Annotated in this window: 12 protein-coding genes; 8 read left to right on the top strand and 4 right to left on the bottom strand. The window is 63.8% G+C overall.

Annotation, left to right across the window (positions count from 1 at the left end; translation table 11 throughout):
• Window positions 1-105: 105 nt before the first annotated feature.
• A complete protein-coding gene (locus tag AACW30_RS06170; protein WP_119742743.1) occupies window positions 106-1,182 on the bottom strand; it encodes an aldo/keto reductase in 1,077 nt (358 codons plus the stop codon).
• Between the two features lie 132 nt (window positions 1,183-1,314).
• Between AACW30_RS06170 and AACW30_RS06165 the strand changes: the two genes are divergently transcribed.
• Both AACW30_RS06165 and AACW30_RS06160 read left to right on the top strand, forming a co-directional pair.
• On the top strand, window positions 1,315-1,992 hold the full coding sequence (locus tag AACW30_RS06165; RefSeq protein ID WP_200624496.1) for an ABC transporter ATP-binding protein: 678 nt from the start codon (window positions 1,315-1,317) through the stop codon (window positions 1,990-1,992).
• Window positions 1,989-2,783, top strand: a complete 795-nt coding sequence (locus AACW30_RS06160; RefSeq protein ID WP_179609009.1) for an ABC transporter permease — start codon at window positions 1,989-1,991, stop codon at window positions 2,781-2,783. Before AACW30_RS06165 ends, AACW30_RS06160 begins: the two co-directional genes overlap by 4 nt.
• A gap of 256 nt (window positions 2,784-3,039) precedes the next feature.
• On the opposite strand, the gene AACW30_RS06155 is transcribed toward AACW30_RS06160, so the two are convergent.
• From AACW30_RS06155 to AACW30_RS06145, 3 genes are read right to left on the bottom strand one after another with little or no spacing between them, the layout of a single operon-like run.
• A complete protein-coding gene (locus tag AACW30_RS06155; protein WP_200624495.1) occupies window positions 3,040-4,092 on the bottom strand; it encodes an L-idonate 5-dehydrogenase in 1,053 nt (350 codons plus the stop codon).
• Window positions 4,093-4,106: 14 nt separating this feature from the next.
• Window positions 4,107-4,880, bottom strand: a complete 774-nt coding sequence (locus tag AACW30_RS06150) for a glucose 1-dehydrogenase (protein WP_200624494.1) — start codon at window positions 4,878-4,880, stop codon at window positions 4,107-4,109.
• Window positions 4,881-4,900: 20 nt separating this feature from the next.
• Complete coding sequence (locus AACW30_RS06145) at window positions 4,901-6,253, bottom strand: GntP family permease (protein ID WP_200624493.1); 1,353 nt, start codon at window positions 6,251-6,253, stop codon at window positions 4,901-4,903.
• 141 nt (window positions 6,254-6,394) lie between these two features.
• Here AACW30_RS06145 and AACW30_RS06140 point away from each other — a divergent pair, with 141 nt between their 5' ends.
• The 6 genes from AACW30_RS06140 to AACW30_RS06115 all read left to right on the top strand — a co-directional run bounded on the left by AACW30_RS06140 (window position 6,395) and on the right by AACW30_RS06115 (window position 12,346).
• Window positions 6,395-7,267 carry a LysR family transcriptional regulator gene (locus AACW30_RS06140; protein ID WP_179677079.1) on the top strand — a complete coding sequence of 291 codons (873 nt, stop codon included), beginning with the start codon at window positions 6,395-6,397 and terminating at the stop codon, window positions 7,265-7,267.
• A gap of 103 nt (window positions 7,268-7,370) precedes the next feature.
• The gene (locus tag AACW30_RS06135; protein ID WP_200624492.1) at window positions 7,371-8,003 is read left to right on the top strand and encodes a glutathione S-transferase family protein; all 633 of its coding nucleotides are present in this window, start codon (window positions 7,371-7,373) and stop codon (window positions 8,001-8,003) included.
• Between the two features lie 29 nt (window positions 8,004-8,032).
• The gene (locus tag AACW30_RS06130) at window positions 8,033-8,953 is read left to right on the top strand and encodes a LysR family transcriptional regulator (protein ID WP_200624491.1); all 921 of its coding nucleotides are present in this window, start codon (window positions 8,033-8,035) and stop codon (window positions 8,951-8,953) included.
• Window positions 8,953-9,837, top strand: a complete 885-nt coding sequence (locus tag AACW30_RS06125) for a LysR family transcriptional regulator (RefSeq protein ID WP_200624490.1) — start codon at window positions 8,953-8,955, stop codon at window positions 9,835-9,837. Before AACW30_RS06130 ends, AACW30_RS06125 begins: the two co-directional genes overlap by 1 nt.
• A 79-nt stretch (window positions 9,838-9,916) precedes the next feature.
• On the top strand, window positions 9,917-10,852 hold the full coding sequence (locus AACW30_RS06120; protein ID WP_200624489.1) for a pyridoxamine 5'-phosphate oxidase family protein: 936 nt from the start codon (window positions 9,917-9,919) through the stop codon (window positions 10,850-10,852).
• Between the two features lie 153 nt (window positions 10,853-11,005).
• Window positions 11,006-12,346, top strand: coding sequence for a PQQ-dependent sugar dehydrogenase (locus AACW30_RS06115; RefSeq protein WP_200624488.1), 1,341 nt, complete (start codon window positions 11,006-11,008; stop codon window positions 12,344-12,346).
• Window positions 12,347-12,366: the final 20 nt, after the last annotated feature.

Raw genomic sequence — 12,366 nt, 5'->3', positions numbered from 1 at the left:
TGGGAACGGGCCTGGCCGCGATGGCGCGGTGTCCGTCAGCCAATGCGCTGACGGAACCATCGCCTTCGCGGGCAGGCCCGCTCCCACCTTTTTGTCGTGTTGCTCTTATTTGTCCTTGCGCGCATCCATGGTTTTTTGATGCTCGGCCAGGAACGGCTGCTCCGCCGGATCAAAACGGTCAATCCCGGCAGTGAAGCGATGCCAGTACGGGTACAACGGCTGGCGCCGTGTCACCGCCTCGATGCGTGAAGACTGTTCTTCGGTGAGTTTGAGTTCGGTCGCCGCAAGGTTGTCGCGCAAGTGTGCTTCGGTGCGGGCGCCGACGATCAGCGAGGTAATGCCCGGGCGATCCTTGAGCCACGCCAGGCACGTGCGCGCCACCGATACACCGTGCTCGTCGCCCACGGCGGCGAGGGTTTCGATGATATCCAGCGCGCGTTCCTGGTCATGCACATAGGGTTCCGGCCAGCCACTGCCTTGGCGGGTAGTGGCCGGTGGTGTGTGCCCGCGCCGCGTCGAACCGGTCAGCAGGCCTTCCCCCATCGGGCCCCACACCAGCGTGCCGACGGACTGGTCGAGTGCCAGCGGCAGCAGTTCATATTCGGCTTCGCGCGATTCCGGCGTGTAGTAAATCTGCTGGGTGATGGGCTTGAGCATGCCGTGCAGCTCGGCCTTGCCCAGGGTTTTCATCATTTGCCAGGCGGTGAAGTTGCTGGTGCCGAAGTAGCGGATCTTCCCCGAACCGACCAACAGTCGCAGCGCTTCGAGGGTTTCCTCGATGGGCGTCATGCCGTCCCAATTGTGCAATTGGTACAGGTCGATGTGGTCGGTGCCCAGGCGCTTCAAGCTGGCTTCGCAGGCGCGAATCAAGTGGTAGCGCGAGGACCCGGAGTTGTTCGGGTTCTTGTCCACCGGGCTGCGGCCCTTGGTGGCCAACAGGATGTCGTGACGCTTGTCGCCCAACGCCTTGCCCACCACTTCTTCGGCCAGGCCGTGGGAGTAGAGGTCGGCGGTGTCGACCATATTCACGCCGGCGTCGAACGCGATGTCGAACATGCGCCTGGCCTGCGGCACATCCACCGCGCCGCACTTTTCAAACTCGGCGCGACCGCCGAAGGGCACGGTGCCCAGGATGATTTCGGATACCAGCAGGCCTGAATGGCCCAGTTGTCGGTATTGCATGTCGCCTCCTGTTTTACGTTGCACGTGAAGGTGTGAACGACATGAATGGCGATAGTTTGAATTTTTTCATGAAATCTTCGTGCACCTGCCGCACCATTGCGCCCAACAGGATTTAAGAGGAACACCGCGTCCATGAGCGCACTGATAGAAACCCGCGCCCTCACGCGCGTGGACGAGCGTCGCCAAGTGGCCTTGCTTGAACCGACGGACTTCACCCTCAACAGCGCCGACCGCGTGTCGATCACCGGCTCTTCCGGCTCCGGCAAAAGCGTGTTCCTGCGCGCGCTGGCGCTGCTGGATGCACCCACCTCGGGGCAGGTTCTGTGGAACGGCCAGCCGGTTGCCAATGCCGAAATTCCCCATTACCGCAGCCACATCAGCTACCTGTCGCAACGCCCTGCGCTGCTTGAGGGCACAGTGCAGGACAACCTGCGTTTTCCGTTCAGCCTCAAGACGTTGCGCAAGCGCCGCTTTGACCTGCAGGCGGTCACCACGCTGCTGGGGCATGCCGGGAAAACTGCGGACTTTCTGCACAAAAATGCCGGTGACCTGTCGGGCGGTGAAGCCCAGGTGGTCGCGCTGATCCGCACGCTGCAACTCAACCCCGAAGTGCTGTTGCTCGACGAACCCACAGCGGCCCTCGATCCCACGTCCTCCCGTGATGTGGAAGCGCTGATCGACGCCTGGTTTGCCGGCGACAACTCGCGTGCTTTCATCTGGGTGTCCCACGACCTCGACCAGGCCCAACGCATGAGCGCCATCCACCTGCAGATGAGCGCCGGCGTGCTGAGCGCAGTGGCCCAACCATGAATTATCAAAACCTTACCGCGCTGGACATGGGCATCGCCGCCTCGCTGATCCTGATCAACGGCGCGCTGTCGTTGCTCTTGCGCCTGGGCCTGGGTCGCCAGTTGCTGTGGGCGGCGGTGCGCACGGTGGTGCAATTGTTGGCCATTGGTTATCTGCTGGGCTGGGTGTTCGAGTTTGCCTACTGGTACGTGGTGCTGCCGCTGATGTGCGCGATGACTTTGATCGCCGGCCTGTCGGCGGCCGGACGTGGGCGCAGGACCTATCGCGGGCAACGGGTCGACAGCATCCTGTCGGTGTGGGGCAGCTCCTGGCTGGTCACGGCGGTGGGTTTGTTTGCGGTGATCCGCATCCACCCGTGGTACGAGCCGCAGTATGCGATTCCGATTCTGGGGATGATCCTTGGCAATACCCTGACCGGCGTGTCACTGGGCATCGAGCGCATGACCCAGGAATTGACCTCGGGGCGCAATACCATCGAGATGATCCTGGCGTTGGGCGGTTCGCGCTGGGAAGCCGCGCAGGAAGCCATCCGCCAGGCCGTGCGCGCCGGGATGATCCCGACGCTGAACCAGATGACCGTGGTTGGCATCGTCAGCCTGCCCGGCATGATGACCGGCCAGGTGCTGGCGGGAGAGAGCCCGGTGGACGCGGTGCGCTACCAGATCGTGATCATGTTTCTGATCGCCGCCTCGTCGGCGTTGGGCACGGTAGGTGCGGTACTGCTCACCTACCAGCGGTTGTTTTCCAAGAGCCATCGTTTTTTGCGCTTCAGGCTTGAAGAGCGCGCCTGAGCCTTACGTGTTGTTGCAACCCTTGGCGATGGAGGGTTCCACTCGGTGGTGAGCGTAGACAGACACTCGGCACTGGTCCAGTCGGCCCAGCGACCTGCGCAGCCTTCAGCACTGATGTCGATCAAATGTGGGAGCGGGCTTGCTCGCGAATGCGGTGGGGCAGCCAGCTCATGTGTAACTGAGCCACCGCTTTCGCAGGTAAGCCAGCTCCCACAGGGATCAACTTTGCTGGGGGGATTGCATTCCAGGCCAGGCGTCAATCCAGATCCGGCACACCAAAATCCAACACCACTTTCATCGCCTGGGTCTTGTCCGCCGCCAACTCAAACGCCTGCACCGCCTCGCCAAACGGCACGGTGTGGGAGATCACTGGGCGTACGTCGACGATCTGGCGATTGAGCAAATCCACCGCCTGGGCGAACTCGCTGTGAAAGCGGAATGTGCCGCGCAAATCGATCTCGCGACTCACCAGCAAATTCAACGGCAACGACACATCGCCACCCAACCCCACCGTCACCAGCACACCACGCGGGGCGATGCATTCCAGGCCGCTGCGCAGGGCCTGGGCGCTGCCGGAGACTTCGAACATCACCTCGAAATAGCCCTTTTCGGCGGTGTAGCGCTTGAGCGCATCGGCACCGTCGGCGATGTTGTGGGTGCGTGTGGCGCCCATCTTTTCGGCGCAGGCGAGGGCGCTGGCGGACACGTCCACGGCCACGATTTCACCGGCACCGGCAGCACGCAGGCTGCCGATCAGCAAGTTGCCAATTGGGCCGCAGCCGGTCACCAGCACGCGTTTACCGAACACCGCGCCAGCGCGCTGAATCGCGTGCAAGCCTACTGACAACGGCTCGGCCAGTGCGCCCTCGGCGAGGCTGACGTGGTCGGCCAGGCGATGCGCCTGATGGGCCTCGATCACCAGGCTCTGGCGAAACGCACCCTGGATGTGGGGAAAGGGCATTGCGCTGCCGTAGAAGCGCATGTTCAGGCAGTGATTGGGCAAGCCCTGATGGCAATAGCGGCAGCCGCCGCAGGGGCGCGATGGCGACACCGCAATGCGCTCGCCAACCTTGAATACCCCGGCGTCGCTGCCTACCGCGTCGATCACCGCCGACACTTCGTGGCCGAGCACCATCGGCTCGCGCAGGCGCACGGTGCCGAAGCCGCCGTGCTGGTAGTAGTGCAAATCCGAACCGCAGATACCGCCCCGCGCGATGCGCACGCGCAGCTGGTCGGGGGCGAGGGGTTGCGGTTCATCCTGGGGATCGACCCGCAGGTCCTTTGAAGCGTGACAGACGATAGCGTGCATAAAATTCTCCAGGATTACAGCGACGCGGTGATGCCACCGTCGACGTAGAGGATATGGCCGTTGACGAAGCTGGCCGCGTCACTGGCAAGGAATACCGCGGCACCGGCCAGCTCGGCCACGTCGCCCCAACGGCGGCTCGGCGTGCGCTGCACCAGCCAGTCGCTGAAGTCGGGGTTGGCCACCAGGTTGGCGTTCAGTTCGGTCTTGAAGTAGCCGGGCCCGATGCCGTTGACGGTCAGCCCGTGCGGGCCCCAGTCGATGGCCATGCCCTTGGTGAGCATTTTCAACGCGCCCTTGCTCGCCGCGTACGGCGCGATGCCAGGGCGGCCCAGCTCGCTTTGTACCGAGCAGATATTGATGATGCGCCCACGCTTGCGCGGGATCATTGCCCGGGCCACGGCCTGGCCGACCAGGAAGGCGCTGTCGAGGTTGGTGCTGATCAGCTCGCGCCAGTGTTGCTCGCTGTAGTCTTCCAACGGGCCACGGCGTTGCATGCCGGCGTTGTTGACGAGGATTTCCAGTGGCCCCAGGCGCGCCTCGATGTCGGTCACGGCGGCCTGGATCGCCGCGCTGTCGGTCACGTCGAATGCCTGGGTGTGCACCTCCAGGCCCTCGAGCGCCAGCAGTGCGGCCGCATCGCGCAAGGTGGCGCGGTTGCGCCCGTTGAGCACCACCCGCGCACCGGCCTGGGCCAGACCACGGGCAATCGCCAGGCCGATACCGGCGCTGGAACCGGTGACCAGCGCGAGCCGGCCATCGAGGCGGAAGTTGTCTAAAACGCTTTGCATGGGCTACCTCTCCTAACGCTTCACACCACCAACGACAGCAGCATGATGAATCCCAGGGCGGCGAAGGAGAGCAGGGTCTCCATCAGCGTCCAGGTCTTGAAAGTTTCGACGACGGTCATGTTGAAATACTGCTTCACCAACCAGAACCCGGCATCGTTGACATGTGACAGCACCAGCGAACCGGCACCGGTGGCGAGCACCAGCAGCTCACGGTTCACGCCGGGCATCAGCCCGATCACTGGCGCGACAATTCCCGCACCGGTGATCGTCGCCACGGTGGCGGAACCGGTGGCCACGCGAATCACCGCCGCCACCAACCACGCCAGCAGGATCGGCGAGATCTCGGCGCGCACCGCCATGTGCCCGATCACGTCGCCGACGCCGCTGGCCACCAGCATCTGCTTGAAGCCGCCGCCCGCGCCGACGATCAGCACAATCGCGGCAGTCGGGGCCAAGCTTGAATCCAATAGCTTGCTCAGCTGTTCACGCGAGAAACCGCGGGCCGCCCCAAAGGTATAGAACGCCAGCAGCAGCGCCGCGAGCAACGCGGTGATCGGGTGGCCGATAAAGTCCATCCACACGCGGAACACGCTGTCGGCAGCGAAGGCTACGTCGGCGAAGGTCTTGAGCAACATCAGCACCACCGGCAACAGGATGGTGGTGACGGTGATGCCAAAGCCCGGCAGGTTTTCCCCCGTGGACTCTTTCGCCAGTTGCTCCATCAGTTCCGGCGATGCGTGGCCGGGGACGTAGCGTGAAATCAGGTTGCCGAACAGCGGGCCTGCGATCACCGCCGTGGGCAGGCCGACAATCAGCCCGTAGAAAATCGTTTTGCCGATGTCCGCGCCAAAAATCCCGATGGCCAGCAGCGGCCCAGGGTGCGGCGGCACCAGCCCGTGCACCACCGACAACCCGGCGAGCAGCGGCATGCCGACCTTGATCAGCGACAGCCCGGTACGGCGTGCCACGATGAACACCAGAGGGATCAGCAGCACAAACCCGATCTCGAAAAACAGCGGAATGCCCACCAGGAACGCCGAGAACATCATTGCCCAGTGCACGCGCTGTTTGCCAAATGCGCGAATCAACGTGCGCGCGATCTGATCGGCGCCGCCGGAGTCGGCCATCAGTTTGCCGAGCATGGTGCCCAGGCCAAGGATGATGCCGACAAACCCGAGTACGCCGCCAAAACCGTCCTGGAAAGACTTCATCACCTTGTCCACCGGCATGCCGGAGGTCAGGCCAAGAAAGCCTGCGGCGACGGTGAGCGCGACAAACGGATGGACCTTCAAATGGGTGATCAACAATATCAATCCGATAATCGTGACCAGCGCATCCACCAGCAGATAAGTGTCGTTAGCCATGCCGAGCATGGTGCCTCCTTGTTCTCATTGTTATAGGCCAAGCCCTGTCATATCGTGTATGACGGTGCGTTACTTCACCGCAGGCGCGGGTCAGCGTCCAATTTTCATTTGTGATCGGGTGATCATGGTTTTTGATAACCGGGAGATTTCGTGGAGTTAAAACACTTGCGCGCCTTCGTGGTGCTTGCCCAGCAACTGCACTTCGGCCGGGCGGCGGCGCAGTTATCGATTGTGCAGCCGGCGCTGAGCATGCAGATCAAGTTGCTGGAAAGCGGCCTGGGTGTGCGCCTGCTGGATCGCAATCGCCACTCGGTGACGCTGACCGAAGCAGGGCGCGCATTTTTGCCCGAAGCCCAGGCCACCTTGCACCAGGCCGCGCGCGCCGCAGACGCCGCGCGGGCGTCTCATCGTGGCGAAATCGGCCGAGTGCGTCTGGGATTTGTGTCGTCGGTATTGCCGCAATTGTTGCCGCAGCTGATCCGCGCCGTACACCTGCGCTACCCGCGTATCGAGCTGGAACTCAAGGACATGCCCGGCCCCGATCAAGCCGCCGCCTTGAAAAACGGCCTGTTGGATTTCGGCCTGATGCGCCTGCCGGCCGCCCATCCCGGCGTGCAGACCCGCGCGGTATTGCATGAAAGTTTTTGCGTGGCATTGCCGGTCGATCATCCTTTGGCGGCCCAGACCACCCTCCAGCCCCAGGACTTGCTCAACGTGCCGGTGTACATCCTCGCGCGTCGTTATGCGCCGGGGTTCTACGACGAGTTCATCAATGCCCTGGGCATCACGCTGGACATCGCCTCGGAACTGGGTGAGTTCACCACCATGCTCGCGCTGGTGTCTGCCGGGTTGGGCGTCGGGGTGTTGCCGCAACAGGCGGCGCGCGCGCTGCCGGCCAATTGCGTGTCGCGTCACCTCGAGCTGGGGGCGTATGAGGCCAGTACCGGACTGGCCTGGACCGAGCTGGACAGCGCGGTGAAGATCACCCTGTTCAGCCTGATCATGGAATTATTCGCGCAGTGATTGTTTCGTCCGGTGAAATGCTCGATTGTAAATCCTGATGATTCTCTCGATCAGTGCAGCGGCGGAAGATGCGGGCGTCGATCCCCCATCCTTGGAGCCTTTCATGTCTCAGTCTGCGATCAAACTGTATGGTTTCCCACTGTCTGGCCACTCCCACCGCGTGGAGCTGATGTTGTCGCTGTTGGGGCTGCCCCGCGAATTTATTCTGGTTGACCTCAAGCACGGCGCGCAGAAAGCCCCGGACTTTATGGCCCGCCTCAACCCCTTCGGCCAGGTGCCGGTGATCGATGACAACGGCACGGTGTTGGCCGATTCCAATGCGATCCTGGTCTACCTCGCGAACACCTACGGCGACGGCCGCTGGCTGCCGAGTGATCCTGTCGGCCAGGCGCGCGTGCAGCGCTGGCTGTCGGCCGCGGCCGGTCAACTTCACGCCGGGCCGGCGGCCGCGCGACTGGCCGTGGTGTTTGGCGCCGAGGTCGATACCGTCACCGCCATCAGTCGCTCGCACGCGCTGCTGACGCTGGTGGAGCAGCAACTGGCCCAAAGCCGCTTCCTGGCCAGCGAACAGCCGAGTATTGCCGATATTGCCTTCTACACCTACGTCGCCCACGCGCCGGAAGGCAATGTGTCGCTGGCCGACTACCCTCAGGTGCGGGCCTGGCTTGCCAGCATCGAGGCCTTGCCGGGCTTTGTCGGCATGCCGCGCACGGCAGTGGGGCTGCAAGCGCAGTAAATGATCTGTGGCTAGAAGAGTGAGCGCCGATGGACCGATTTCATGAAATGCAGGTATTTCTCGCGGTCGCCGAGGAGGCGGGCTTCGCTGCTGCCGCACGCCGCCTGAAAACCTCGCCGCCCAGCGTGACCCGGGCCATTGCCGCCATGGAGCAACGCATCGGCACGCAACTGCTGTCGCGCACCACGCGCAGCCTGCACCTGACCGAAGCCGGCCAGCGTTACCTGGAAGATTGCCGACGCATCCTCGCCGAACTGAACGAGGCCGAGGCAGCGGCGGCAGGCAGTTATTCCATCCCGAGCGGTCAGCTGACGCTGACCGCGCCCGTGCTGTTTGGCGAGTTGTATGTGGCGCCGGTGCTGGGCGATTACCTGGACCGTTTTCCGCGGGTGAGCATCAACGCCTTGCTGGTCGATCGCGTGGTGAACATGGTCGATGAAGGCGTGGAGGTGGCCGTGCGCATCGGCCATCTGCAAGAGCCGGGGCAGCAGGCGATCAAGGTGGGTGAAGTGCGCCGCGTAGTGTGTGCTGCGCCAGGGTATCTCGACCAGCACGCAAGGCCGGCGCGGCCAGAGCAACTGCATGAAGCGAAGATTGTCACGTCGTCCTCCAGCCAGTTGGTGAGCGAGTGGCGGTTTGTCGACGGCGGCCAGCCGCTGACCGTGCCTATCGAGCCGCGTCTGGTGGTCACGGCCAATAACGCGGCGATCCACCTGGCGCGGTTGGGTTGGGGCATGACGCGGGTGCTGTCCTATCAAGTCGCAGGGGCGGTGGCGGCGGGCGAGCTGGAGATTGTGCTGGAGGAATTCGAGCCGGCGCCACTGCCGATCCAGGTGGTGTTCCAGAAGAGCGGCCGGGTACCGGCCAAAATCCATACCTTTGTCGACTTTCTCACCCACCGCCTCGGGCAGGACGCGGCCCTGAACCCGGCGTTGAAGCGGCGCAGTTGATGGAACGTTATCGCGACATGCAGCTGTTTGCGGCGCTCGCCGGGCAACCGAGCCTGGCCTCGGCGGCCCGTCACGCACACGTCTCCAGCCCGACCCTGATGCGTGCGATTGCGCGTGTGGAGGCGCGCCTGCACGCGCAGTTGCTGCAACGCAGTACGCGAGGTGTGAGCCTGACCGACGCGGGCAGCGTCTACCTGGCCGACTGCCTACGCCTGCTGGCCGCGGTGGACGCCGCCGAAGCCTCGGCCCAGGGTTTGCACGCGCAGCCTCAGGGCAACCTGCAAGTCTTTCTGCCGTTTCTGTTCAGCCGCTACGTCATGGCGCCGGTGTTGGCTGGCTATATGGAGCGCTACCCCGACGTGCGTCTCGTCGCCCGCTATCACGACTATTACCCCAACCTGCATGAAGAGGGGTTGGACGTGGCAATCCTGGTTGGTGAACTGCCCAGTTCGTCACTGATCGCCCGAAGGGTGGGGCAGGTGTGCCCGATTCTCTGCGCCAGCCCCGATTACCTGGCCGCTCACGGCGAGCCGGCGCATCCCGACGACCTCAAGCAGCATCGCCTGATCGCCAGTGCCGATCAGGTTGACTGGGGCTTCAAAGGCGGCTCATTAAAGGCGCGCGCACGCTTGAGTTGCACCACGGTGCAGGGCGCGATCAATGCCGCTGTGCACGGTGCGGGGCTGATTCGCTGCCTCAGCTACCCGGTGCATGAACAGTTGGCGAGCGGCCAGTTGCGTCGCCTGCTACCGGCCTTTGAACTGCCGGCGCTGGCGGTGCACGTGGTGTACCGCGAAGGCCGCAACGCGCCGATGCGCGTGCGCAGTTTTGTCGATCACTGCGTGGCAGCGCTGCGGGATCATCCGGCGTTTCAGTTGGCGTAATGCTGGATTGCCAAGCGTGGGCATTCTCTTGATGGGTGACAGGGCGCAGCATTCACTCATCGAACCTGAGGAGTGCGCCATGAACCAGATCGAACCCTCCCCCTGGCATGCCGGCGAACGGCAGATGCAGCAAAGCGCCGGCGTTGCCGAGCGCATGGCAGTCGTGGGGCCCAAGGTGATCCGCGACCATTTACCGGAGCAGCATCGGGATTTCTATCCGCTGTTGCCCTACTTGATGCTCGCGGTGGTGGATGCGCAGGGCATCCCTTGGGCGACGCTGCTAGAAGGCGCGCCGGGGTTTGCCCATTCACCCGACCCGCACACGTTGCAGATCGACAGCTTGCCGTCCAAAGGCGATCCGGCGCTGGCTGCGTTACACCGCGGTGCGTCCGTGGGCCTGCTGGGCATCGACCTCACTACCCGCCGCCGCAACCGCATGAACGGGCGCGTGGGCAGCCTTGGTCGCGCTGGCTTTTCGGTTGATGTGGTGCACACGTTCGGCAACTGCCCCAAGTACATTCAACGGCGCCCGGTCGAGGGGATCGCGCGCAAACCCGGCACCTTGGTCGAGCCCTTGAACGGACTGGATGACGCCGCGCAAGACTTGATCCGCAACGCTGACACCTTCTTTGTCGCAAGCTACGTTGACGAGGAGGGCGCACGCTCGGTAGACGTCTCCCATCGCGGCGGCAACACCGGCTTCGTGCGCGTCGACGGCAATGTGCTGACCATTCCCGACTTCGCCGGCAATCTGTTCTTCAACACCCTGGGCAACCTGTCGGCCAATCCGGTGGCGGGGCTGTTGTTTATCGACTTCGAATCGGGCGATGTGCTGCAGATTGCCGGGCGCACCGCGCTGATCCTCAGCGGCCCAGAGGTGGCCATGTTCGACGGTGCCCAGCGGCTATGGACGCTGACCGTGGAGCATGCGGTACGGCGCCCGGCAGCGTTGGCATTGCGTTGGCAGTTTGCCGAGTTCTCGCCGTTCAGCCTGGCGATGGGCCGTTGGCTGTGACTTGCAGCGCGGCCGGAGTGGTTGCCGCAAGCCGGCCAGGCGCATCCCTTGGCATTCGTGCCCGCCGGTTAATATTCAATTGCGCCACTGCCGGTGTTTACCCGCGCTCCATCACGCAATACTCCGTCGGGATTTTGCCCCGAGGTTTCAACCATGAATGTACCGAGCCGCCTTGCGCTCCTGATCTGCGCTGCCACTGCTCTCACCGCCTGTGGTGAATCGTCCAAGTTGCCGTTCCAGGCCAGCGTTGGCCCCACCCCGCAATTACCGGAACCCAGCACGTCGCTGATCCCCACACTCAACGTCTCAAAGGCCGTCGGTTGGCCCGGCAACGCCCAGCCCACGGCGCCTGAAGGTTTCACCGTGACGGCGCTGGCCGACAATCTCGACCACCCGCGCTGGGTCTACACCTTGCCCAATGGCGATGTGCTGGTCGCCGAAAGCAATCACCCCCCGATGCCCGAAGGCGCCACTGACGGCGGCACGGGCTTGATCGCCTGGGCACGCCGTACCGCGATGGGGTTTGTGATGGGCAGGGTTGGCGCCGATACGCCCAGCGCTAACCGCATCACCTTGCTGCGCGACGCCGATCACGATGGTCACGCCGAAGTACGCACCGAGTTCCTTGCCGGCCTGACATCGCCTTTCGGCATGGCGCTGGTGGGCGATGAGCTGTACATCGGCAACGCCGACGCGGTGGTCAAGGTGCCGTATACCTCGGGCCAGACCCATATAGACGCCACGCCGGTAAAGGTCACCGAGCTGCCGGCCGGGATCAACCATCACTGGACCAAAAACCTGCTGGCCAACCCGGACGGCACGCGGCTCTATGTGACCGTGGGTTCCAACAGCAATGTCGGTGAAAACGGCCTCGACGCCGAAGAAGGCCGCGCCGCCATTTGGGAACTGGACCTCGCCAGCGGTAAGAAGCGCGTGTTCGCCAGCGGCTTGCGCAACCCCAATGGCCTGGCCTGGAAGCCCGGCTCCACACAACTGTGGACAGTGGTCAACGAGCGTGACGAAATCGGCAGCGACCTGGTCCCCGATTACCTCACCTCGGTGCAGGACGGCGCGTTCTACGGCTGGCCGTGGAGCTACTACGGCGCCCACGTCGATGTGCGCGTGCAACCGCCGCGTCCGGACAAAGTGGCCCAGGCCATTGCCCCCGACTACGCCCTTGGCACGCACGTCGCGCCGCTGGGCCTGACCTTCTCGGATGCGCGCGGCATGCCGACGGCGTTCGCCGATGGCGTGTTTGTCGGTGAGCACGGTTCGTGGAACCGCAACCCGCAGGCCGGTTACAAGGTGGTGTTCATTGCCTTCAAGGACGGCAAACCCGCTGGCACGCCGGTCGACTTCCTGACCGGTTTTCTGAATGCCGCGGGCCAGGCCCAGGGCCGGCCGGTGGGTGTGACCCTCGACGCGCAAGGCGCGTTACTGGTGGCAGACGATGTGGGCAACAAGGTGTGGCGGGTGGCACAGCGCAATCCTTGAACGCTGCACAAAGGATGTGG

This window comes from Pseudomonas sp. MF6747 (assembly GCF_963890955.1).
GTDB lineage: Bacteria > Pseudomonadota > Gammaproteobacteria > Pseudomonadales > Pseudomonadaceae > Aquipseudomonas.
The sequence above is the reverse complement of the archived record's forward strand: the minus strand, read 5'-3'. Positions and strand labels throughout refer to the sequence as shown.

Bases quoted from the DNA above. Each gene is read 5' to 3' on its own strand.
- AACW30_RS06170 (WP_119742743.1), bottom strand. From the start codon at position 1,182: ATGCAATACCGACAACTGGGCCATTCAGGCCTGCTGGTATCCGAAATC.
- AACW30_RS06165 (WP_200624496.1), top strand. From the start codon at position 1,315: ATGAGCGCACTGATAGAAACCCGCGCCCTCACGCGCGTGGACGAGCGT.
- AACW30_RS06160 (WP_179609009.1), top strand. From the start codon at position 1,989: ATGAATTATCAAAACCTTACCGCGCTGGACATGGGCATCGCCGCCTCG.
- AACW30_RS06155 (WP_200624495.1), bottom strand. From the start codon at position 4,092: ATGCACGCTATCGTCTGTCACGCTTCAAAGGACCTGCGGGTCGATCCC.
- AACW30_RS06150 (WP_200624494.1), bottom strand. From the start codon at position 4,880: ATGCAAAGCGTTTTAGACAACTTCCGCCTCGATGGCCGGCTCGCGCTG.
- AACW30_RS06145 (WP_200624493.1), bottom strand. From the start codon at position 6,253: ATGCTCGGCATGGCTAACGACACTTATCTGCTGGTGGATGCGCTGGTC.
- AACW30_RS06135 (WP_200624492.1), top strand. From the start codon at position 7,371: ATGTCTCAGTCTGCGATCAAACTGTATGGTTTCCCACTGTCTGGCCAC.
- AACW30_RS06130 (WP_200624491.1), top strand. From the start codon at position 8,033: ATGGACCGATTTCATGAAATGCAGGTATTTCTCGCGGTCGCCGAGGAG.
- AACW30_RS06125 (WP_200624490.1), top strand. From the start codon at position 8,953: ATGGAACGTTATCGCGACATGCAGCTGTTTGCGGCGCTCGCCGGGCAA.
- AACW30_RS06120 (WP_200624489.1), top strand. From the start codon at position 9,917: ATGAACCAGATCGAACCCTCCCCCTGGCATGCCGGCGAACGGCAGATG.
- AACW30_RS06115 (WP_200624488.1), top strand. From the start codon at position 11,006: ATGAATGTACCGAGCCGCCTTGCGCTCCTGATCTGCGCTGCCACTGCT.